Raw genomic sequence first — 22,098 nt, forward strand, 5'->3', positions numbered from 1 at the left:
GAGCATGCTGCTTGCACCGGGGAGCTGTGCGACCTCAGGCCGACCTGTCGGCGGCCCGCTCGTCGAACTCCGCGCGGGCGTGCGCGATCTCGTGCTGGTGCTCCTCGGTCCAGTGCACCAGCGACTGGATGATGTCGAGCAGGGTGCAGCCGAGCGCGGTGAGGTGGTACTCCACGCGCGGCGGGATCTCCGGATGGACGGTCCGGCAGACCAGACCGTCGCGCTCGAGGTTGCGCAGCGTCACCGTCAGCATCCGCTGGCTGATCCCGTCGATCGCCCGGCGCAGCTCGTTGAACCGCATGGTCCGCTGCTCCAGCAGCGAGATCACCAGCAGGGACCACTTGTCGGCGATCCGGTCGAGGATCTGCCGCACCTCACAGCCCTCCCGGGTGTCCCACTGGAACGGCTCCGGGCAGCCGCAGTCGGTTACCGCGGAGGAACCCGGTGACGCCGAAGTGCCTTCTTCCGTCATGAACCGATCTTCACCCAGGATGGAGTCAGTTACAACAAGGAACCCAGTAACGATCCATAACCAGGAGGAGACCGACGTGACGACGAGCCCCACCCGAGCGAGCAGCGAACCGCAGATGACGCCCCGCGCGTGGGGCCTACTGCTCGTCGTCTGCGGCGCCCTGTTCCTGGAGGGCAGTGACATCGCGATGCTCAACGTCGCCGTACCCGCGATCGCGGACGACGTCGGGCTGAGCGCCGGCTCGGCGCACTGGGTGATCAGCGCCTACGTGTTGGGGTACGCGGGTTTCATGCTCCTGGGCGGCCGCTCTGCCGACCTCCTCGGCCGGCGCCGGGTCTTCCTCGCCTCCCTCGCCGTCTTCGTCGTCTTCTCCGCCCTCGGAGGTTTTGCCGACGCCGACTGGGTGCTCGTGCTGGCCCGGTTCGCCACCGGGGTCGCGGCCGGGTTCATGACACCGGCCGGCTTCAGCATCGTCACGACGACCTTCCCCGAGGGCCCTCTGCGCGACCGCGCCCTCGTCGTTTACGGCGCCGTCGGCGCTGCCGGGTTCGTCCTCGGGATGGTCGCGGGAGGCCTGCTCACGACCGCGAGCTGGCGCTGGGTCTTTTACGCGCCCGCCCTTCTCGGCGTGGTGCTGCTCGCCGCCGGTGCAAGGCTGATCCGGCCGGACGAGCCGCGAACCGCCGCGGCGGGCGGCTTCGACGTCGCAGGCTCGATCGCCGTGACGACCGGGATGGTGGCGGTCGTGTACGCCGTCATCGAGCTGGGTGAGAGCCGCGACCTCGGCGACACCTGGTTGCCGCTCGCGGTCGCCGCTCTGCTCCTGGTCGCGTTCGTCGTCATCGAGCGCCGCTCCCGGTTCCCGCTGCTGCGGCTCGGACTGCTGCGCGAGGAGCTGCTGCCGCACGCGAGCCTGGCGGGCTTGTTGTTCATGGGTGCGTTCTTCGCCTTCCAGTTCGCCGTGACCTTGTACCTGCAGGAGCTGCGGGGGTGGAGCCCGCTCGAGGCCGGTCTGACCTTCGCGATCATGGGGCTGGACCTGTTGCTGGCACCGCTGGTGACACCGCCGTTGGTGCGGCGGTTCGGGATCGTCGCGGTCCTGACCACGGGGCTCGTGGCCGCCGCCCTCGCCTTCGGCCGGCTGCTCGCGCTCGGCGACGACTGGGGCTACCTGGACCTGCTGCCCAGCCTGCTCCTGGTCGCCGTCTCGTTCGCCCTCGTTTACGGGCCGCTGACCTCCGCCGCCGCGGAGGGGATCGCGGAGACGGAGCAGGGCGCTGCCGGAGGCGTTGTCTACACGGCGTTCCAGTTCGGTGGAGCCCTGGGGCTCGCCGTGGTCACCATCGTCCTGGCCGGCGACGGCACCAGCGCGGTGGCGCTCGACGACTACCGGCGGGCGTTGTGGGTGCCGACCGTTGCTGCCGTGCTGGCGGTCCTGGTCGGTCTCGCAGCCGCACATCGCCGACGGCGCGCCGAGGTGGCGGTCCGCCTGCCCTAGTCGCGGCGGGGTGGTCGGCCTCCATGATGCCCCTTGTCCACGGGACGCCCGCGGTCGACACTGCGGGCATGGGACCGAGGTCGGCCGCGCTCCTCCCGCCGCTGCTGCTCGTGTGCCTCCTGACCAGTGGGTGCGGCAGCTCCGACGAGTCGGCCCGGGGCCCGGCGGAAGCGACGAACGCGCAGAGCTCAGCCGACCCCTCCGGTCGTCCCGAGCGTCGCGCCGAGCGGGAGGAGCGCGAGGCCGCACGCTGTCGTGAGCTGCTCCCCAGGGTCAGGCTCACCTACCGCATCACCGCCACCGACGCGACCGACGGCAGCGAGATCGGCCTGCGGATGGTCCTCGTGAACCGGTCCGACGTCACCGTGGCCGGCAGCACCGCCGGGACCCTCGAGGTGTCGGCCGGCTCGCGGTCGAGCCGGATCAGCTGGGGAGGGTCGAGCGCGGACGAGCTCTCTCTGAAGCCGGGGACGACGCTGCGACGAGAGGTCTGGCACGACCGGAAGCCGCCGGGCTGGCACCCGGTCGGCGACCGGGTGACACGCTTCGGCTTCTACGCCTACACCTACGCTCCCGGCCCGGGGACTGTCACGTGCTTCATCCCCGCGACGATCGTCGCGCCACGAGGTCTCGTCGAGGGCCACCCCTCCGGACGCTGGACCCAGGAGTCCACTCCCCCGTAGCCGCGCTCGCTACTGGTCCTCGTCCTCCAGCGGCTGCTCCGGGTCCGGCGCGATCTGGGTCTGCGGGTCGTCCCGCGGGTTCTCGGCAGGATCGGTGAGCGGACGTTCGGACGGCGTGCCAGTGCTGGTCATGCCGGATGCAGTACCCGCGCCTACTCGGAGTACGCGTCCACCGGCGGGCAGGAGCAGACCAGGTTGCGGTCGCCGTACGCCTGGTCGATGCGGGCCACCGGCGGCCAGTACTTGTCACCGCTGATGCCGGACGGGAAGACCGCCTCCTCGCGGGAGTAGGCACGGTCCCACTCCCCCACCAGCGCGCGGGCGGTGTGCGGGGCGTGGTGCAGCGGGGAGTCGTCGACCTTCCACTCGCCGGACACGACCCGGTCGATCTCGCCCTTGATGGCGCTCATCGCGTCGCAGAACCGGTCGAGCTCGGCGAGGTCCTCGGACTCCGTCGGCTCCACCATCAGCGTGCCGGCGACCGGGAACGACATCGTCGGAGCGTGGAAGCCGTAGTCGATGAGCCGCTTGGCCACGTCGTCCACGGTGACGCCCGTCTGCCTGGTGATCTCGCGCAGGTCGAGGATGCACTCGTGGGCGACCAGGCCGGAGTCGCCGCGGTAGAGCACCGGGAAGTGCTCCCCCAGCCGCGCGGCGACGTAGTTGGCCGACAACACCGCCACGGCGGTGGCCTGGGCGAGTCCCTCGGCGCCCATCATCCGCACGTAGGCCCACGAGATCGGCAGGATCCCGGTGGAGCCGTACGGCGCCGCGCTGATCGCGCCCACGCCCTCGCGCTTGGACTCCTCGGGGTGGAGCGGGTGCGACGGGAGGTACGGCGCCAGGTGCTCGCGCACGGCGACCGGGCCCACGCCCGGTCCGCCCCCGCCGTGGGGGATGCAGAAGGTCTTGTGCAGGTTGAGGTGGGAGACGTCCCCACCGAACTGACCCGGCTTCGCGTAGCCGAGCAGGGCGTTGAAGTTGGCGCCGTCGATGTAGACCTGACCGCCGTGGGCGTGCACGATCTCGCACAGCTCGGTGATGGTCTCCTCGTAGACGCCGTGGGTCGACGGGTAGGTCACCATGATCGCGGCGAGCGTGTCGGCGTGCTGCTCGCACTTGGCGCGCAGGTCGTCGAGGTCGACGGTGCCGTCGTCGTTCGCCTTCACCACGACGACCGACATGCCGGCCATGACCGCGGACGCTGGGTTGGTGCCGTGCGCCGACGACGGGATGAGGCAGACGCGGCGGGCATGCTCGCCCTTCGCGTCGTGGTAGGCACGGATCGCCAGCATCCCGGCGAACTCGCCCTGCGACCCGGCGTTCGGCTGGATCGAGACCGTGTCGTAGCCCGTGACCTCGGCCAGCCAGCTCTCGAGCTCGGCGACCAGCTGGCGGTAGCCGCCGGCGTCCCCGGCCGGCACGAACGGGTGGAGGTCGGCGAAGCCCGGCAGCGAGATCGGCTCCATCTCGGTCGTCGCGTTGAGCTTCATCGTGCAGGAGCCGAGTGGGATCATCCCGCGGTCCAGCGCGTAGTCGCGGTTGGAGAGCCGGTGCAGGTAGCGCAGCATCGACGTCTCGTTGTGGTGGGTGTTGAAGACCGGGTGGGTGAGGAACTCGGTGGTCCGGCGCAGGTCGGCGGGCAGGGCGTCGGACGTGGTGCGGTCGACGCCGTCGATGTCGGTGCCCTCGATGCCGAACGCCCTGAGGACGGTCGACACCGTCGACCTGGTCGTGCACTCCGACGTCGACAGCGCGACGGTGTCGGCGTCGACCAGCCGGAGGTGCACGCCGAGGCTGCGGGCAGCAGTGACGACGTCCGCCGCGCGGCCGGGCACCGGCACGGTCAGGGTGTCGAAGAACTGCTCGGTGGTCGGCGCGAAGCCGCCCGCGGTCAGCGCGTGCGCGAGGACCGCGGCGTAGCGGTGGGTGCGGGTCGCGATCTGCCGGAGGCCCTCCGGCCCGTGGTAGACGGCGTACATCGACGCCGTGACCGCGAGCAGCACCTGGGCGGTGCAGATGTTGGAGGTCGCCTTGTCGCGGCGGATGTGCTGCTCGCGGGTCTGGAGGGCGAGCCGGTAGGCGGGCCGCCCCTCGGCGTCCTGGGAGACCCCGACCAGGCGACCCGGGAGCTGGCGCTCGAGGCCTGCCGTGACGCTCATGAACCCCGCGTGGGGTCCGCCGTAGAAGAGCGGCACGCCGAACCGCTGGCTCGAGCCCACGACGACATCGGCGCCGAGCGAGCCCGGCGCCTCGAGCAGGGTCAGCGAGAGCAGGTCGGCCGCCACCACGGCGAGGCCGCCGCGCTCGTGGACGGCCTCGATGAGCGGGCGCGGGTCCAGGATCCGACCGGACGTGCCGGGGTACTGGATGAGGACGCCCGCCAGCTCGCCGTCGGGCAGGCCGGAGGTCAGGTCGGCGACCACGACCTCGGTGCCGATCGCCTCGGCGCGGGTGAGCACGACGTCGATCGTCTGCGGCAGCGCGTCGGCGTCGATGACGAACGGACCGTTGAGGTTGCGCCGCGCCCGGTGCACCAGCGCGAGCGCCTCCGCAGCCGCGGTGCCCTCGTCGAGCAGGGACGAGCCGGAGGTCGGCAGTCCGGTGAGGTCGCTGATCATCGTCTGGAAGTTGAGAAGCGCCTCGAGCCGGCCCTGCGAGATCTCCGGCTGGTACGGCGTGTAGGCGGTGTACCAGCTCGGGTCCTCGAGCACGTTGCGGCGTACGACGGGCGGCGTGACCGTGGCGTGGTAGCCGAGGCCGATCATCGGCTCGCCCGGCCGGTTGGCCGCGGCGAGGGAGCGGAGCTCCTCGGCGACGGCGGCCTCGCTCAGCGCTGCCGGCAGGTCGAGCGGCTCCGAGGTCCGGATGCCGGCGGGCACGGCGTCCGCCATGAGCGCCTCGATCGAGGGGTACCCGAGCCGGTCGAGCATCGTGGCAGTCGCGGCGTCGTCAGGTCCGAGGTGGCGGCTGACGAACGGCAGCACGCCGTCGAGCTCGGGAAGAGTGGGCTGGTCGGACAACGGAGGGGCTCCTCGGATCGTGTGATCACGTCACCCTCCCCCTCTGTCACCGCAACGCCGCAGCTCCAGAGTCGCCCGTCCGCGCGGTCCTGGTGCCTGAGAGGTTCCGGGGAGGATTTGCCCCTTCGGCGCTGGGTCGGGCCCAGACTCTCCCGCGCGGGATCAGCAGGCCGAGACTACCAGCCGGAGGCTCAGACAGCGTTGCGCGCGGCGCGACGCGCGGCCAGCTCGTCGCTGGCGAGCGGCTCGGTCGGCTCCTGGGCGGCGTGCTCGCTGGGGAGCTGGGCAAGGGTGCCCTCGATCTCACGCCAGACGCCGCCGATCGCGATGCCGAACACGCCCTGGCCGCCCTGCAGCAGGTCGATGACCTCGTCGTTGCTGGTGCAGTAGTAGACCGACGCGCCGTCGCTCATCAGGGTGACCTGGGTGAGGTCGTCGGTGCCGCGCTCCCGAAGGTGGGTGACCGCCGTGCGGATCTGCTGGAGCGAGATGCCCGCGTCGAGAAGGCGCTTGATGACCTTGAGGATGAGGATGTCGCGGAAGCTGTAGAGGCGCTGCGAGCCGCTGCCGCTCGCGCCGCGGACGCTCGGCTCGATCAGGCCGGTGCGGGCCCAGTAGTCGAGCTGGCGGTAGGTGATGCCGGCCGCGTTGCAGGCGGTCGGACCGCGATAACCGAGGTCGCTCGGGAGGGGCGACACGTCGTCGGTGAAGAGCAGGCCCTGCTCCTCGGCGACGCCGGCAGCGACGTTGGCAGCCTGGCTGCCTGCGTCGGGCTGGTGCTCGTTCACGCGGTCCTCCGGTCGAGTCGTGGGGTCCGGATCAATCGGACTCTTCAAGGTACGGCGCGGGGGTGGGCAATGTCCAAGACGTCACCCCGGCGTGTCGCAACTCTCACCCTCAACTTGAGGGTGAGGCAGTCCGTGCGAGCCATCAGTGAGCCTCGAAGTCCTCCGGCGAGACGTGGTCGAGGAACTCCCGGAACTTCTCGACCTCGTCCTCCTGCTCCGCCGGGACGGCGAGACCCGCCTCGTCGAGGACCTCCTCGGAGCAGTAGATCGTGGTGCCGGTGCGCAGCGCGAGCGCGATCGAGTCGGACGGCCGCGCACTCACCTCGGCGCCGGAGCCGAAGACGAGCGTGGCGTAGAAGACGCCGTCCTTGACATCGGTGATCCGCACCTCGGCCAGCTCGTTGCCGGTCGCGGTGAGGATGTCCTTCATCAGGTCGTGCGTCAGCGGCCGTGGCGGCACCACCCCCTGCTGGGCGAAGGCGATCGCGGTGGCCTCGACCGCGCCGATCCAGATCGGCAGGTAGCGGTCCCCCGACACCTCGCGCAGCAGCACGATCGGCTGGTTCGAGGGCATCTCCACCCGCACACCCATCACGTCGACCTCGCGCATGCATCCACCCTACTCCGCGGGCGGAGAGCCGGAGGAGGACCGTCAGAGCCGGCGCAGGCCTGCTTTGACGAGGGTCGCGTGCAGCCGGACGGACAGGGCGGCGATCTCGCTGATCGCCTCCTCCGCCCGGGCGGACGCGGAGGCGTCGCGGCCGCGCCGGACCGGGGCCACGACCTGCTCGACCAGCCCGACCTCGCGGTCGGCGGCGGTCTTGAACGCGCGCAGGTGACGGGGCTCGAGGCCGAACGAGGCGAGCTCCCGGGCAGCCTGGGCGATCACGAGGGCGTCGGTGTCGTAGTGACCGGTCGCGGTCGCCGTGATGAGGCCGTAGTCCTCCAGCTGCTTGAGCAGGTCCTCCTCGATCTCGGCGATCTTGACCAGCTCCTTGCGGGACAGGCGGAACCGGTCGGTGCGCTGGAAGGACTCGGCGGCCGGCAGGCCGTCGGCAGCGAGCGCGACCTTGGGGACGGTGGGGACGACCGGGTCGATCTGGGGCGGCTCGAGGCCGCGATCGATGGCGTCGAGGTGCTCGCGGATGACGTCGAGCGGGAGGTAGTGGTCGCGCTTCATCCGCAGGACGTAGCGCAGCCGGTCGACGTCGGCGTCGGAGAACTTGCGGTAACCCGCCGGCGTGCGCTGGGGCTTGATCAGCCCCTTCTCCTCCCAGAAGCGGATCTTCGGGATCGTGATGTCGGGGAAGTCCGAGCGCAGCAGGTCGAGGACCTGGCCGATGTTGAGGAGCGCCTCGTGGCGCTCTGCGGACTGGATCCCCACGAGCGTCAGACGTCCTCGTGCCCTGCGAAGAACACCAGACGGTACTTCCCGATCTGGACCTCGTCGCTGTCCTTGAGCGGCACCGTCTCGATCCGGTCGCGGTTGACGTAGGTGCCGTTGAGACTGCCGACGTCGCTGACGGTGTAGCCGTCGCCGGAGCGGTTGAAGACCGCGTGGCGACGGGAGACCGTCACGTCGTCGAGGAAGATCTCGCTGTCCGGGTGCCGGCCGGCGTTCACGACGTCCTGGTCGAGGAGGAAGCGGCTGCCGGCGCCGGGCCCCTTCTGGACCACCAGCAGGGCCGAGCCGACCGGCAGTGCGTCGACCGCCGCGGCGTCGATCGGGCTCAGCTGGCGGTCGGAGGTCTCGACCTTCTCACCGCCGGTGAAGCTGATCGTCGCGGTGGCGTCGTTGGGATCGATCGTCGGCTCCGGCGCGACCAGTCGGGTCCCGCACTGGGAGCAGAACTTGGCGTCGTCGGGGTTCTGCCGCCCGCAAGCGGTGCAGAAGGGCATCAGGTCTCCTCGGGCATTCCCTCAGGGTGAGGTTGAGGTCGATGGTTCGAACCTACACCGCTGCGACCGGAGTTGGTCGGAGCAGGTGCGAGTGCCGCCGAGGTCAGCCGGCGATCTGGGCTTCGTAACCGGCCGCGTCGAGCAGCTGGTCGAGCTCGCCGGCATCGGCGGGCACGATCTCGAAGAGCCAGCCGTCGCCGTACGGGTCGCTGTTGACCAGCTCGGGCGTGGCGTCCAGCGCCTCGTTGCGGGCGACGACCTCACCGCCGACCGGGGCGTAGACGTCGCTCACCGACTTCGTCGACTCCAGCTCGCCGCACGCGCTGCCGGCCGCCAGCGTGGTGCCGACCTCGGGGAGGGAGACGTAGACGATGTCGCCGAGAGCGTCCTGCGCGTAGTCGGTGATGCCCACGCGGACCGAGCCCTCCTGCTCCCCGGGAGTGCGCAGCCACTCGTGCTCGACGGTGTACTTGAGGTCGTCAGGCGTCATGGGCTGAAGGCTACTCATCGGGGTCAGGGGTGGAGAAGTCAGGATCCTCGGGCTCGTGCACCGACTCGATGTCGATCGAGCTGCGCTCGTCGACCTCCACCGTCGCGCCGTCCTCCTGGAGCTGGGCCAGCGGCCCGAGCAGGAACCGGAGCGACGACGCGAGGACCGACGGCTCACCGATCACGTCGAGGGTGTACGGCGCCTCGACGAGCTCGCCGTCGACGAGGAACCCGCCCTCGGTCTCCTCGAACGAGGTGTCGGCCACGATCCGCACGGCTCCGTTGAGCTGCATGGCCTCGGCGCCGACGGTGCGCAGCTCCTGGATCGTGTCGAGCAGCGAGGACAGGCTGACCCGTCCCGTCTCCTCCTCGATGGTGATCCGGATCCCGGGGCCGGTGACCGGCACCAGGCCGGCGAGGACGCTGAGCTCGTCCACGTCCGCCTGCGCCTGCTCGAGCGCCGCCCGGCGGGCGCTGGTGTCGTCGCTGAGGTCGTCGCGGACCGCCTCCAGCTCGGCGATCTCGTCCTCCGCACGCTGCCGGGTGCCGGCGAGCGCGGTCAGGATGTCGATCAGCTCCTGCTCCCGGAGGCCGGAGTAGGTGTCGTCGGTCTCGGTGATCCGGACCTGCGTGACGGCGGCGAAGCCGAGCACCGCGAGCAGCAGCCCGACCACGAGCTGGCTGCGGGACGGTCGGAGCAGGCCGGACACGATCCGCTCCCGGGGACCGGGAACGGGGCCGGGACCGGGATCGGGTGCTGACGGGACCTGGTCAGGCATGGAAGACGTGCCTCCGGATCGCGGCGACGTTGGTGAAGATCCGGATCCCGAGGACGACGATGACGCCGGTCGAGAGCTGGCCGCCGACCCCGAGCCGATCGCCGAGGTAGACGATCCCCGACGCGATCACGACGTTGCTGAGGAACGAGACGACGAAGACCTTGTCGTCGAAGATCCCGTCGAGGTAGGCGCGTAGCGCGCCGAAGACCGCGTCGAGCGCCGCGACGACGGCGATCGGGAGGTAGGGCTCGAGCCCGAGCGGCACGTCGGGACGGAAGACGAGTCCGAGAAGGACCCCGACGAGCAGGCCGAGAACTGCGATCACGTGTCTACTCGTCCCCTTCTGGGTGTCGTCCGCTCTCCGTGGCCTGCTCAGCAGACCGTAGTAGCCGAAGCCTGCCCGGCGCAGCCGGGAGCCGCACCTCGCCGACATCATCCACCTCGTAGGTCCAGCCGTACTGACCGGCCAGCACTGCGAAGGCGGCGCCGCTGCTCGTCTCGAGCAGGCGCGACGAGAGGGTGTCGCGGTTGCCGATCGCAGTGACGACGTACGGCGGCGCGATGCCGGTGCTGTTGACCTCGATCGCCGTGCCCGAGTTGCGGATCGCCGTGCGGGAGCTGATCCGCTGGTTGTTGATCGCGATCGCCTCGGCACCGGCGGACCACAGCGCGTTGGTGAGCAGCGCGAGGTCGGAGTCGCGGATGTGCTCGGTGTCGGGGTCGGCGTACGACGCGTTGTCGAGCTCGATGCGGATCCCCTCACCGACCACCGGGGTGAAGCCCGACGCCGCGCCGATCTCGGCCGCCTGGCCCTCGGCGGCGTTGACCGCGTTGCCCAGCTCCAGGAGGTCGGCCTCGGCGTCGGCGTTCTCCTCGCGGAGGTCGGAGATCCGGCCCTGCAGCCGGCGTACGGCCTCGCCGCGTGCCTCGATCCGCTCGATGAGCGAGGCGCGGCTGGCGCTGTCGACGTCGGCGTTGGCGGACGTCTCGACGGCGGCCAGCGTGACCAGCCCGCCGAAGACGAGCGCCACAGCGACCACCCCCGCCCGGCCGGCGGCCTTGCTGGGCCCGCCGGGCGGGCTGCCGCCGGCGGCTCGTCGGCGGGCGACCATCTGGTAGTCGCGCTCCAGCGACTCCGCCGTGATCAGCGCGAGTAGCGGCGTGCGCACCCGAGCGGCCGCGTCGGGCACGGGCGGCGGCTGCTGCGCGGCCTGGGGGTCCGTCATCACGGGCCTGCCGACCGCGCCGGTCGTCGCTCGGTGGTGGCCAGCAGCTTGCGCACCTGCCAGGCGTAGAGCACCCCTGCCCACCAGTAGAGCCCGATCCCCCAGAGCGCCAGCGCCCACCCGAACAGCTGGGCGAGGGTCGCGACCGTGCCGTCGCCATCACCGAGCAGCAGCAGCGGGAACGCGTAGAGCAGGTTGAAGGTGGCGGCCTTGCCGAGGAAGTGCACCGGCAGCGCGCTGTAGCCGCGGGTGCGGAGCAGCGGGACCAGGCCCCAGAGCAGGAGGTCGCGCAGCGGCAGCGACACCGCCAGCCACCAGGGGATGATCTCGCGCAGGGCGAGCCCGATCACGACGGCGAGGATGTAGAGCCGGTCGGCGACGGGGTCGAGGATCTGCCCGAGCGCCGACTGCTGGTCGAGCTTGCGCGCCAGCCAGCCGTCGAGGAAGTCGGTGATGCCCGAGACCATGAGCACCACCAGCGCCCAGGCGTCCTCCTCCGGGCCGAGCACGAGCCACAGGAACAGCGGCACGCCGGCGAGTCGCGCCATGCTCAGCAGGTTGGGAAGCGTGAAGACGTCGCCCGACCCACCTCGATCGCTCGTCGTCGGGCCTGCCACGAGAGACACCCTAGTTTCCTGTCACCCTGATTCGTCGGAGTGGGCGGCATCGCGGATCTCGCCGACGAGCTCCTCGATCACGTCCTCGAGGGCTGCGACACCCAGGGTGGCCCCGTCGTCGGTCACCACGCGGGCCATGTGGGCGCCCCGGCGCTGGAGGTTCTCGAGCACGTCGTGGAGCAGCGCGCCCTCCCCCACGGTCGCGAACGGGCGCACCCAGCGGTCGGCGATCGGCCGCTGCCGGCGGGCCTCGTCGGGCTCCAGCACGTCCTTGATGTGCAGGTAGCCGACCAGCTCGTCGGACCCGGCGTCGACGACCGGGAACCGGCTGTAGCCGGTGGCCGCACAGAGCGCCTCGACGTCGGCGCCGGTGGAACCGCGGCGGACGGTCGTCAGCGAGTCGGGACGCATCATCACCGCCTCCACCGACTTCTCGGTGAAGCCGAGGGCGCCCGAGAGGCGGTCGTACTCGTCCTTCGCCAGCAGGCCCTCGCCCCGCGACTCCTCGACCAGCGCCGCGACCTGCTCCCGGGTGAACGTCGAGCTGAGCTCGTCCTTCGGCTCGACCCGGATCAGCCGCAGGATCGCCTTCGCCATCGCGTCGAGCGCGACGATCCCCGGCCGCAGCACGGTCACGAAGGCCAGCATCGGGGGCGCCAGCAGGAGCGCGGCCCGGTCGGGGCCGGCCAGCGCGATGTTCTTCGGGACCATCTCGCCGAGCACGACGTGGAGGAAGGCGACGATGCTCAACGCGATGGTGAACGCGACCGGGTGCAGCAGGTCGTGCGGGATGTGGACCGCCTCGAACAAAGGCTCGAGGAGGTGGGCGATCGCCGGCTCGGCGATGGCGCCGAGCAGCAGCGAGCAGACCGTGACGCCGAGCTGGATGCCGGCGATCATCAGCGGCATCTGCTCCAGCGCGCGCAGGGTGGTGCGGGCGAGCCGGGAGCCGGCCTGTGCCCGCGGCTCGATCTGGCTGCGGCGGGCCGAGACGAGCGCGAACTCGGTGCCGACGAAAAAAGCGTTGCCGGCGAGCAGCAGCACCGTCAGCGCGAGCGCGGCGACCTCACTCATCGGAGGTCACCTCCCCGTCGCGCAGGACGAGGCGGTCGACCCGGAGCCCATCCATGTGCTCGACGGACAGCACGGCCGTGCGGGCCGGCGCGTCCTCGTCGTCCAGCCGTTCGGTCAGGGGTACGGCGACCTCGTCGCCGCTGCTCGGGATCCGGCCCAGCAGCTTGAGCACGAGCCCGGCGATGGTGTCGTAGTCCTCGCCCTCCGGGAGCGGAATGCCGGTGAGGTCCTCGACCTCGTCGGGCCGCAGCAGGCCCGAGAGCGACCAGCTGCCGTCGCGCCGGAGCCGGCCGCGGCTGCCGAGGCGGTCGTGCTCGTCGGAGATGTCACCGACGATCTCCTCGACCACGTCCTCGAGCGTGACGATGCCGGCGTGCCCGCCGTACTCGTCCAGGACGACTGCCATCTGGAAGCCGTCCTTCCGCAGCAGCGCCATCAGCGGGTCCAGGCGCAGGCTGTCGGGTACGACGATCGGCTTGGCCATCAAGTGTCTGACCCGGGTGGTGGCACGCTCGGGTACGGGCAGCGCCACGGCGTGCTTCACGTGCACCGTCCCGACGACGTTGTCGTGCTCGTCGAGGACCGGGAACCGCGAGTGCCCCGTCTCGCGGGCGAGGTCGATGACCGCGCTCGCCCGGTCGGTCTCCTCCAGCGAGCGGGTCCGGACCCGCGGCGTCATGATCTCGCCCGCCGTGCGGGTGCCGAACTCCACCGAGCGCTCCATCAGCTCTGCGGTCTCGGGGTCGAGCGTCCCGACGTGCGCACTGCGCTGGATCAGCGAGGCCAGCTCGGTCGAGCTCCGGGCCGACCGCAGCTCCTCCTGCGGCTCGATCCCCAGCCGGCGGACGATGGCGTTCGCCGCGCCGTTCAGCACCCGGATCGGCCACTTGATCGCGGACGTGAACGCGCGCATCGGCGCCTGGGTCGCCCGGGCGGTCCGCATCGGGAGCGCGAGCGCGATGTTCTTCGGCACCAGCTCGCCGATCAGCATCGTGATGATGGTGCTGAGGACCAGTCCCGTCGTGAGCGCGATCGGGCCGACCCCGCCTTCCGGCACCCCTGCTGCCTCCAGCGGGCTGCGGAGCAGCTCCGCCATGGCCGGCTCGGCGAGGAACCCGATGCCGAGGTTGGTCGCGGTGATCCCCACCTGCGCGCCCGACAGCTGCGTCGACAGCGACCGGACCGCCCGCTGGACGCCCTGGGCGGTGGCGTCGCCCTCGGCCGCCGCCTTGTCGACCTGGCCACGGTCGACGGTGACGAACGCGAACTCCGCGGCGACGAACATCCCGCACGCGAGCACGAGCAGGATCGCGAGTCCGAGGAGGAGCAGGGCCGTCGTCATCGAGGTTGGCCAGGTGTCATGGTCGGTGAAGCGTACCCACCTGTGCGTACCACTCGAGCAGCTCGGGGGCGTCGACGCTGCCGGGGTCGAGCGCGCCACTGAGGTCCTGGCCGAGCAGCACCTTCTTGACCGGCACCTCGAGCTTCTTGCCGGTGCGCGTGTGCGGGATCCCGGGCGCGGCGATGACGTCGTCGGGCACGTGCCGCGGTGACGCGTGGGTGCGGATCGCGTCCTTGATGCGGGTCTCGAGCGCCTGGTCCAGCTCCACGCCGTCGCCGAGCACCACGAAGAGCGGCATCCAGTAGTCGCCGTCCGGGCGCTCGATGCCGATGACGAGCGCCTCGCGGACCTCCGGCAGCGCCTCGACCGGCTCGTAGATGTCAGCGCTGCCCATCCGGATCCCCTTCCGGTTGAGGGTCGCGTCCGAGCGGCCGTGGATGGCAACCGAGCCGTGGTCGGTGAGGGTGATCCAGTCGCCGTGCCGCCAGATGCCGGGGAAGGTGTCGAAGTACGCGTCGTGGTAGCGCGCGCCGTCGGGGTCGTCCCAGAACATCACCGGCATCGACGGCATCGGCCGGGTCACCACCAGCTCGCCGACCTCGCCGCGGACGGGGGCGCCGGACTCGTCGTAGGCGTCGAGGGCCACGCCCAGGCACGGGCGGGACAGCTCTCCCGCCCACACCGGGGTGGTCGGCGCGGGGCCGACGAACGCGCTGACCACGTCGGTGCCGCCGCTGATCGAGGCGATCTGGACGACCGGCGGGAGGGCGTCCGCGAGGGCGCGGTGGCTGACGGCGGGGAACGTCGAGCCCGAGATGCCGACGCGGCGCAGCCGGGAGAGGTCGTGGCCCTGCGGCCCGACGCCGGCCTTCTGGCAGGCGGCGACGTACGCCGGGCTCATGCCCGTCGCGGTCACACCGTGGTCGGCGGTGATCGCCCAGAGCTGGTCGGTGGCCGGGTGGGCCGGGCTGCCGTCGTACGCGACGACGGAGGCGCCGGTGAGCAGGCCGCCGACGACGAAGTTCCACATCATCCAGGACGGCGTCGTGTACCAGAACAGCCGCTCCCCCGGCCCGAGGTCGAAGTGCAGGGCGGCGACCTTGGCCTGCTCGAGGAGGGCGCCACCGTGGCCGTGCACGATGCCCTTCGGCTTGCCGGTGGTGCCGGAGGAGAAGAGCACCCACAGGGGTCGGTCGAACGTCACCTCGACGAACTCCAGCTCGCGAGCCGGATCGGCGCCGACCGCCTCGGCCCACTCGACGTCCCCCACGTCGATCGTCGCGACGAGCGACGGCAGCGCCGTCCTCAGCTCCGCGACGACCTCGGAGCGGTCGTGCGTCCTCCCACCGTGGACGTACGACGTCGCGTGGACCAGCAGCTTCGGCTCGAGCTGCCCGAACCGGGCCAGCGCGGCGGACGCCGCGTAGTCCATCCCGCACACGGACCAGATCGCGCCGAGGCTCGCGGTCGCGAGGAGGGCGACGATCGTGTCGGGCGTGTTGGGCAGGTAGCCGACCACCCGGTCGCCCTCCCCCACCCCCAGCTCGCGGAACCGGGCGGCGGCGCCGGCCACCTCGGCCCGGAGCTCCGCCCAGGTCAGGGTCCGGGTCCCGCCCGGGTCCTCGGTCAGCCCGACCACTGCCACCTCGTCGTCCGGGCGGCCGTCGAGCACGGCGCGGGCGTAGTTGACCCGCGCGTCGGGGAACCACACCGCGCCGGGCATCCGCTCCTCGGCGAGCGCCGGACCGGGCAGGTCGAGGCCGAGGTACTCCGCGACGCAGCGCCAGAACCCGTCGAGGTCGTCGACGGACCAGCGCCAGAGTGCGTCGTAGCCCTCGACGCCGGGGGCGGTCAGGTCGCGGCCGGCGTAAGCCGCCGAGGACGCCAGCCGGGCGAGCTCCTCGATCCGGTAGGGACGCTCGTGAGTGGACGGCGGTGTCCAGTCGGGGGCACGCATGAGGCGACTCTAGTGAGGCGTCCGACACCCTAGAATGCCGCCTGTGAGCGAGCTGTCCCAGCAGCGCCTGGCCATGCTGTTCTCGGACATCGAGGGCTCCACGCTGCACGCCAACCGGCTGGGCGGCCAGTGGAAGGACGTGCTCCGGCTCCACCGCGAGACGTGCCGCCGCGCCTGGGCCGCTCACCAGGGGCACGAGGTCGACACCGCAGGTGACGGGTTCTTCGTCGTGTTCGGGTCGGTGACCGCCGCCGTTGCCGCGGCGGTCCAGGCCCAGCGCGAGCTCACCGCGCTCGACTGGCCGGGTGGCCGGCCTATCCGCTCGCGGATGGGGCTCCACGTCGGGGTCGTGTCGTCGTACGACGGCAGCTTCGTGGGCTACGACGTCCACCGCGCCGCGCGGATCATGGGGACGGCCAACGGCGGCCAGGTGGTCGCATCGCAGGCCGTCGTGCTCGACTTCCAGACCAAGCCCGACGGCCTCGAGATCACCGACCTCGGCCACCACCCGCTGAAGGACCTGGCCGAGGAGGAGAGGCTCTTCCAGATCCACGCCGAGGGGATGCTGTCGTCGTTCCCGCGGATCAAGTCGCTCGGCACCTCCGGAGCCGCGGCTGCTGCGGTCGCACGCACGCTCTACCGGCCGGCGGCGGTCTCCACGGCCGAGCTGATCATGGACGACGGCCGGACGCTCAAGGTCGACGAGCACGGCCTGCGGATCGGCCGCCAGCCCGACAACGACCTCGTGCTCAACGACGGCAAGGCCAGCCGCCACCACTGCGCCATCACCGGCACGCCCGCGGGCTTCGTGCTGACCGACCTCCAGTCGACGCACGGAACCACCGTCAACGGCGAGCGGGTCACCATGGCCCGTCCGCTCGAGGACGGCGACGAGCTCGTCGTCGGCGACACCCGGATGCGGTTCACCCAGCCGGCGTGACCGGCTGGTCCAGGGGCGCCGGGTTGACGTCGGGCTCGTTGGGCAGCTCCTTCACCGCGGCCCCGAAGACCTGGATCGTCTCCGCCAGCGCCCGCGCCTCGTTCTCCCCGAGCGAGAGCACCTCGAGAGGCGACGTCGCGCGCACGGTGGCGGTCCGCCGGGTCCGTTCGAAGACCGACTTCTCTCCGAAGTGGTCCCCCGGCCCCAGCGTCGTCACCAGCACCTCGCCCTCGGGCGTCTCCCGGATGACGTCGGCGGTCCCGGCCGTGATCACGTAGATCTGCTGGCCGACCTCGCCCTGGCGCACGACGGCCTGTCCGGTCTCGTAGTGCTCTCGCCGCAGGCCGTAGGGGGCGGCCACCTGGACGCCCACAATGTCCCGGCCGAAGAACGGGCCGGCCAGCCAGTCGAACGCGATGTCGGCCTTGCGCTCCCACGTCGGCACGAACCACCAGAAGAACAGCCGCCACAGGATCCACGCCGGCAGGCCGTAGAACCGCATCCCCTTGAGGTGCGAGACCGCCTTGCGGCGGCCGAGCGAGCAAGCGTCACCCAGACCGGCGAACGTGAACGGCTTGGGCGGCCTGCCCTGGATCCGCCGCTCGATGTTGCGCCCGATCTGGCGGCCGCCGTACATGCCGTAGATCGCCACTGCCGGGCAGGTGCCGCCCTGGGGGTGCGGCACGGCGGCGCAGTCGCCCGCCGCCCAGACGTTGTCGGTGCCGGGCACCTGCAGGAACTCGTCGGTGATCATGCGGCCCCGCTCGTCCCGGTCGTACGGCATCAGGTCGAGGAGCGGCGACAGGGCCGTGCCCGAGGAGCTGATGATCGACCGGGTCTGGATCACCTGGCCGTCGGACAGGATCGCCTCGTCCCGGGTCGCCGCCGTGATGCGGGTGCCGGTCAGCACCTCGATGCCACCCTTGGCGATCATCTTCTCGGCGTAGCCGATGAGCTTCGGCTGCCGGGCTGCCAGCTCCGGCAGGATCCGCTGTCCCGAGTGGACCAGCAGCACGCGGATCTCGTCCGGGTCGATCCCGGGGTACTCCTTGCGGGCGAGCCGCCGGAAGTAGTCCATCAGCTCGGTGGCGACCTCCACGCCGCCGAACCCGCCGCCGACGACGATGAAGGTCAGCAGCCGCTGGCGCTCGGCCGGGTCGGTCTCGATCTCCCCCATCTCGAGCATGGCCAGCAGGTGGTTGCGCACCTTGAAGTTGTCGGAGAACGTCTTCAGCTGCAGGGCGTGCTGGGCGATGCCCGGATAGCGGGACAGGTCGTCGGTCGAGCCGAGCGCGACGACGAGGTGGTCGTACTCGAGCACCTTCTCCTTGCCGTCCAGCAACCGGGACGTCGTCACGGTCCTGCTGTCGACGTCGACCGACTTGATCTCGGCGTTGTGGAAGCGCGCGGGCGGGAAGAGCCGCCGGGCCGGGCTCGTGATGTTGGTCGGCGACACCTTGCCCGTGAGCATCTCCGCGATGAACCCGTGGAAGGTGTGGAAGTTGTCGCGGCTGACGATCGTCAGCTGGACGTCACCCCGCTCGATCGCCTTCTTCAGCGAGCGCGCGAGGTAGATGGCGGTCCACCCGCCACCCAGGCAAACGACGCGCACCGGGCGCTGGTCGGTCATCGGTTCTCCTCCCATCGGGAGACGGTCTCGAGGGCCGACCGGTAGCCGACCTCGACGATCTCGTCCAGGTGCCGCATGTCCAAGGTGTCGTACTGCGCGACCGGCGGCGAGATGAAGCGCACGTCGTGCCGCATCCGCTGCGCCGCCGCGGCTCGGTCGCTGGCCAGCGTCGCCGTCCGCTCGAGGATCCGAACGATGCTCGGGAACGCCGTGCCCGCGGACTGGCGGACCCGGTGGCGGAGCACGTCGACCAGGCCGGGCGCCTCCTCCCAGTGCAGGTCGACCGAGAAGGTCCGCGGCGGTGAGACGTCGCTCGCGATGATGGTCCCGGCGCCGGTCCTGCTCATGGGGTCGACCGGGAGGTTGTCGAGCACCCCGCCGTCGACGAGCAGCTCGCCGCGGTCGATGACGGGCGCGACGATGCCCGGGATCGACATGCTCGCCAGGACGTAGCGGTGGAGCGGCCCGCTGGTGTGGATCACGCTGCGGTTGCGGGTCAGGTTGGTGGAGGTGCAGAAGTACTCACGCGGCTGGTCCTCGATCCGCGCGCTGCCGAAGCACCCGGCCATCGCCGTACGACTGCGTCCCGAGCCGTGCAGGGCGACGAACGGGAGCGTGAATCCCTTGAGCGGTCGGATCTCGTGCCACACCTCGCGGTTGCGCTCCACGATGTCCTCCGGGGCGAGGCCGGTCGACCACAGGCCGCCGATGAGGGCGCCCATGCTGCTGCCGCCGATCCGGTCGATCTCGATGCCGGCCTCGGTCAGCGCCCGGAGCACGCCGATGTGGGCGAACCCACGGGCACCGCCGCCGCCGAGCACGAGCCCGGTCGCCCGCCCGGTGAGGTGCCGGGCGAGGCGCTCCCAGTCCCGGTCGGCGTCGGCCGCGACGTGGGACTGGCGGCCGAAACCGCCGGCGTCACGCCACAGCGCGGTGAGCCCCGCAGGCGGCCGTCCGCGCTCGTGCACCAGCAGCAGCTCTCTCGGGACCTCCGGTGCGGTCGCCGCGATCCGGGTCAGCTGGGCGCGGGCGACCCGATCGGGACGCGCCCCGCCGGGCACCGCCACGAGCACCCGGTCCGCGCGCCGGAGGGCGCGCTCGGTCCAGGGCGAGTCCGCCTCCGGGTCGGCGAGCAGGAGGATCAGCGGGTGCTCGAGCTCGGCGTTGTCGAAGTAGTCCGCCAGCGCCCGCTCGTCCGGGGACCCCGCCGGCGAACGGGCGGCGCCGGGCCCGACCGCCTCGTCGATCGCCGCCGGGTCGAGCGCGCGCAGGACCGTGGCGGCACCCAGCCGGGTTGCCACCTCACGGGCGTCGTACCCCGCGGCGGGGACGATCGCGACGGTCGCCGGCGCACTGGTACGACGAGGCGGGCTGCCGGGCAGCAGCCAGCCCGCGACGACCCGGGTGAGCTGGAGCGCGCTGCGCGGGTCCTCCTCCATCAGCCGCTCGAACGACGCGCGGGACAGCCGCCCGACCAGGGTGTCCCGGACCGCTCGGACGGTGGCGGTGCGCGGCGACCCGGTGAGCAGCGCGACCTCACCCACGGTGGAGCCGCGGCCGATCTCGCGGACGACGGTCTCGGTGCCGTCCATGCCCACGAGCGAGACGTTGAGCCGGCCACCCGCGACCACGTAGAGGTCGTCCCCCGGGTCGCCGGCGCGCATCAGCGTCTCGCCCCGGTCGAGCACGGTCCACTCCATCGAGCGCGCGAGCTCCTCGAGACGTGCCTCGGACATGCCCCGGAACACAGTGCAGCCGGCGAGCGCGCCGACCGCGTTCCGCGGCTCAGCCCGGATGGTGCGCATCACCTGCTCCGGGCTGGACGAGGCGCGCGAGCCGCTTGACGTTGCGGAGGTTCGTGAACGTGACGTTGTCCGTCGTGGAGTTGCCGCCGAAGGTCCCGCACCCCAGTGTCAGCGACGGCACCAAGCCGGTCGTGACGCCGAAGACGCCGTGCGCGCCCGGTGAGTTGGCCAGGATCCTGCTGGTCGGCATCGCGGCGCCGAAGGCGGCGATGCGGTCGGGGTCGTTGCTGTGCACGATCGACGTGTGCCCGCTGCCCATGAAGTCGAGGAGCCGCCGGGAGAGCGCGATCGCCTCGTCGTCGCCGGAGACCTCGAAGAGCGAGAGGACCGGCGTCATCTTCTCCCCGGCCAGCTGGGAGTCCTCGCCGTCCCACACGGCCGGGACCACGATGACCTTGATCTCGTAGGGGCGTTCGAGTCCCGTGAACCCCGCGATCGTGGCCGCGGACTGGCCGATCATCTCGCCCCGGAACCGGTTGGTCGCGGGGTCGATCACCGTCTTCAGGAAGCCCTCGGCCTCCTCCGGACTGAGTACGGCGGCGCCGGCGCTCTCGAGCTGCGCGACGAAGTCGTCCCGCACCTGCCGGTCGACCACGAGGTTGTGCTCGGCGCCGCAGATGACGCCGTTGTCGAACGACTTCGACATCACGATCGACGCGGCCGCGGCGGCGAGGTCGGCGTCGGGCGCGACCCAGCACGGCGTGTTGCCGGGACCCACGCCGAGCGCCGGCGTACCGGAGCTGTAGGCCGCCTGCACCATCGCGGCGCCGCCGGTGGCGAGGATCAGCTTCACGTCGGGGTGGCTCATGAACTGCTGGGTGAGCTTGCGGCTTCCCCGCTTCCTGATCCAGAGCACGAGGTCGGTCGGTGCGCCCTCCGCCTCGAGCACGCCGTGGATCAGCTCGCCGACCTTGGTGCCGACGCCGAGCACGGCGTGGTGGAAGCTCAGGATGACGGCGTTGCGGGACTTCAGGCTGATCAGGGTCTTGAAGTACGCCGTCGCCACCGGGTTCGTGACCGGCACCAGCCCGAAGATCACGCCGACGGCCTCAGCGATCTCGGTGACCTGGGTGGCGTCGTCGGTGCCGAGCGGCCCGGCCCCGACGCGTCCGACCAGCGACTCGTAGACGCCCTGCGCGGCCACCATGTTCTTCAGGGTCTTGTCGCCGGCGTTGCCGATGTGGGTCTCCTCGACCGTCGCCTCGGCGAGGGCCTGCGCGTGCTCGACAAAGGTGCTGGTCAGCCGTCCGAGCAGGGCGTCGACGCGGTCCTCGGGCCAGCCGGCGAACTGCCGCTGGGCGGCGGCGGCCCGGCCCACCAGCTCGTCGACGACCGGGTCGGGTGCGACGGCGAACATCAGGTCGGACACCTGGTTGGTCAGGGTCCGCAGCTTGGCGGTGGCGTCCCGCGCCAGCTCCAGGGTGAGCGCCAGCGCGGCCGCTGGCTCGCGCCTGGCCAGCTCGTCGATCCCGTCGGTCGTGATCTTCCGGGCCCGGACGCGGGTGTCGGCGATCGCCGTCGCCGACCGGGGCAGCCGGTCCAGCAGGGCGACCTCGCCGAGCGTCGCGCCCGGCCCCTCGTAGCGCAGCACCGACTCGGTGTCGACCTCGGGCAGCTCGAGCTCGATCCGGACGTCACCCTCGTCGATGAAGTACGCCGCGTCGCCCTCGTCGCCCTCCGTGAAGATCGTGGTGCCGGGGTCGAACTCGACCTCGGTGAGGAGCTTCGCGACGGCCTCCCGGTGCTCGTCGGAGAGAGCGTCGAAGAATCCGGGCAGGCTCATCGGGCTTCGCCTCCTGGGGGGCGTGGGGGGACGAGGGCCGCCCGGTCGACCGTCGCCATGCTAGGACTCCAGCCTGCGCCCCCACCACCGCCG

General features: G+C 71.6%; 21 protein-coding genes and 1 riboswitch. Of the genes, 3 read left to right on the plus strand and 18 right to left on the minus strand.

What is annotated here, in order from left to right; all coding sequences use genetic code 11:
• Window positions 1–34: 34 nt before the first annotated feature.
• The gene (locus F0U47_RS04220) at window positions 35–472 is read right to left on the minus strand and encodes a winged helix-turn-helix transcriptional regulator (protein ID WP_149749020.1); all 438 of its coding nucleotides are present in this window, start codon (window positions 470–472) and stop codon (window positions 35–37) included.
• A 76-nt stretch (window positions 473–548) separates the two neighbouring features.
• Here F0U47_RS04220 and F0U47_RS04225 point away from each other — a divergent pair, with 76 nt between their 5' ends.
• Together F0U47_RS04225 and F0U47_RS04230 are read left to right on the plus strand one after the other, a co-directional pair.
• Window positions 549–1,970 carry an MFS transporter gene (locus tag F0U47_RS04225; protein ID WP_246159421.1) on the plus strand — a complete coding sequence of 474 codons (1,422 nt, stop codon included), beginning with the start codon at window positions 549–551 and terminating at the stop codon, window positions 1,968–1,970.
• A 68-nt stretch (window positions 1,971–2,038) separates the two neighbouring features.
• A complete protein-coding gene (locus F0U47_RS04230; RefSeq protein WP_149749021.1) occupies window positions 2,039–2,653 on the plus strand; it encodes a hypothetical protein in 615 nt (204 codons plus the stop codon).
• 9 nt (window positions 2,654–2,662) lie between these two features.
• Here F0U47_RS04230 and F0U47_RS21980 read toward each other — a convergent pair whose 3' ends face one another.
• The 14 genes from F0U47_RS21980 to F0U47_RS04295 form a co-directional block, all read right to left on the minus strand.
• Complete coding sequence (locus F0U47_RS21980) at window positions 2,663–2,785, minus strand: hypothetical protein (RefSeq protein ID WP_281290962.1); 123 nt, start codon at window positions 2,783–2,785, stop codon at window positions 2,663–2,665.
• Between the two features lie 20 nt (window positions 2,786–2,805).
• Window positions 2,806–5,676 (minus strand): aminomethyl-transferring glycine dehydrogenase, encoded by a 2,871-nt coding sequence (gcvP, locus tag F0U47_RS04235; RefSeq protein ID WP_149749022.1) that lies wholly within the window; start codon window positions 5,674–5,676, stop codon window positions 2,806–2,808.
• Window positions 5,677–5,750: 74 nt separating this feature from the next.
• A riboswitch (glycine riboswitch) is annotated at window positions 5,751–5,841 on the minus strand.
• Window positions 5,842–5,867: 26 nt separating this feature from the next.
• Entirely contained in the window at window positions 5,868–6,464 is a 597-nt protein-coding gene (locus tag F0U47_RS04240) for a MerR family transcriptional regulator (RefSeq protein ID WP_149749023.1), read from the minus strand.
• A 142-nt stretch (window positions 6,465–6,606) separates the two neighbouring features.
• The gene (locus tag F0U47_RS04245) at window positions 6,607–7,074 is read right to left on the minus strand and encodes a bifunctional nuclease family protein (protein ID WP_149749024.1); all 468 of its coding nucleotides are present in this window, start codon (window positions 7,072–7,074) and stop codon (window positions 6,607–6,609) included.
• Window positions 7,075–7,116: 42 nt separating this feature from the next.
• A complete protein-coding gene (gene ftsR, locus F0U47_RS04250; RefSeq protein ID WP_246159422.1) occupies window positions 7,117–7,848 on the minus strand; it encodes a transcriptional regulator FtsR in 732 nt (243 codons plus the stop codon).
• A gap of 5 nt (window positions 7,849–7,853) precedes the next feature.
• Window positions 7,854–8,363 carry a zinc-ribbon and FHA domain-containing protein gene (locus F0U47_RS04255; protein ID WP_149749025.1) on the minus strand — a complete coding sequence of 170 codons (510 nt, stop codon included), beginning with the start codon at window positions 8,361–8,363 and terminating at the stop codon, window positions 7,854–7,856.
• Window positions 8,364–8,466: 103 nt separating this feature from the next.
• Window positions 8,467–8,853 (minus strand): glycine cleavage system protein GcvH, encoded by a 387-nt coding sequence (gene gcvH, locus F0U47_RS04260; protein ID WP_149749026.1) that lies wholly within the window; start codon window positions 8,851–8,853, stop codon window positions 8,467–8,469.
• Between the two features lie 10 nt (window positions 8,854–8,863).
• Window positions 8,864–9,631, minus strand: coding sequence for a DUF881 domain-containing protein (locus F0U47_RS04265; protein ID WP_149749027.1), 768 nt, complete (start codon window positions 9,629–9,631; stop codon window positions 8,864–8,866).
• Window positions 9,624–9,956 carry a small basic family protein gene (locus F0U47_RS04270; protein ID WP_149749028.1) on the minus strand — a complete coding sequence of 111 codons (333 nt, stop codon included), beginning with the start codon at window positions 9,954–9,956 and terminating at the stop codon, window positions 9,624–9,626. The genes F0U47_RS04265 and F0U47_RS04270 overlap by 8 nt, the downstream gene beginning before the upstream one ends.
• A 4-nt stretch (window positions 9,957–9,960) precedes the next feature.
• A complete protein-coding gene (locus tag F0U47_RS04275; protein ID WP_149749029.1) occupies window positions 9,961–10,857 on the minus strand; it encodes a DUF881 domain-containing protein in 897 nt (298 codons plus the stop codon).
• Window positions 10,857–11,405 (minus strand): cardiolipin synthase ClsA, encoded by a 549-nt coding sequence (gene clsA / locus F0U47_RS04280; protein ID WP_223162659.1) that lies wholly within the window; start codon window positions 11,403–11,405, stop codon window positions 10,857–10,859. The genes F0U47_RS04275 and clsA overlap by 1 nt, the downstream gene beginning before the upstream one ends.
• A gap of 90 nt (window positions 11,406–11,495) precedes the next feature.
• Window positions 11,496–12,548 (minus strand): hemolysin family protein, encoded by a 1,053-nt coding sequence (locus F0U47_RS04285; RefSeq protein WP_149749031.1) that lies wholly within the window; start codon window positions 12,546–12,548, stop codon window positions 11,496–11,498.
• On the minus strand, window positions 12,541–13,890 hold the full coding sequence (locus F0U47_RS04290; protein WP_149749032.1) for a hemolysin family protein: 1,350 nt from the start codon (window positions 13,888–13,890) through the stop codon (window positions 12,541–12,543). The genes F0U47_RS04285 and F0U47_RS04290 overlap by 8 nt, the downstream gene beginning before the upstream one ends.
• Before the next feature lie 16 nt (window positions 13,891–13,906).
• A complete protein-coding gene (locus F0U47_RS04295; RefSeq protein WP_149749033.1) occupies window positions 13,907–15,847 on the minus strand; it encodes an acetoacetate--CoA ligase in 1,941 nt (646 codons plus the stop codon).
• A 43-nt stretch (window positions 15,848–15,890) separates the two neighbouring features.
• Here F0U47_RS04295 and F0U47_RS04300 point away from each other — a divergent pair, with 43 nt between their 5' ends.
• Window positions 15,891–16,787, plus strand: coding sequence for an adenylate/guanylate cyclase domain-containing protein (locus F0U47_RS04300; RefSeq protein ID WP_188111151.1), 897 nt, complete (start codon window positions 15,891–15,893; stop codon window positions 16,785–16,787).
• Here F0U47_RS04300 and F0U47_RS04305 read toward each other — a convergent pair.
• The 3 genes from F0U47_RS04305 to F0U47_RS04315 are packed head-to-tail and all read right to left on the minus strand — an operon-like array spanning window position 16,771 to window position 22,005.
• Complete coding sequence (locus F0U47_RS04305; protein ID WP_188111152.1) at window positions 16,771–18,417, minus strand: FAD-dependent oxidoreductase; 1,647 nt, start codon at window positions 18,415–18,417, stop codon at window positions 16,771–16,773. The genes F0U47_RS04300 and F0U47_RS04305 overlap by 17 nt on opposite strands.
• Window positions 18,414–20,222 (minus strand): patatin-like phospholipase family protein, encoded by a 1,809-nt coding sequence (locus F0U47_RS04310; protein ID WP_149749036.1) that lies wholly within the window; start codon window positions 20,220–20,222, stop codon window positions 18,414–18,416. Before F0U47_RS04310 ends, F0U47_RS04305 begins: the two co-directional genes overlap by 4 nt.
• On the minus strand, window positions 20,203–22,005 hold the full coding sequence (locus F0U47_RS04315) for an aldehyde dehydrogenase family protein (protein WP_149749037.1): 1,803 nt from the start codon (window positions 22,003–22,005) through the stop codon (window positions 20,203–20,205). Before F0U47_RS04315 ends, F0U47_RS04310 begins: the two co-directional genes overlap by 20 nt.
• Between the last annotated feature and the right edge of the window lie 93 nt (window positions 22,006–22,098).

This window comes from Nocardioides antri, from assembly GCF_008373765.1.
Lineage (GTDB): Bacteria > Actinomycetota > Actinomycetes > Propionibacteriales > Nocardioidaceae > Nocardioides > Nocardioides antri.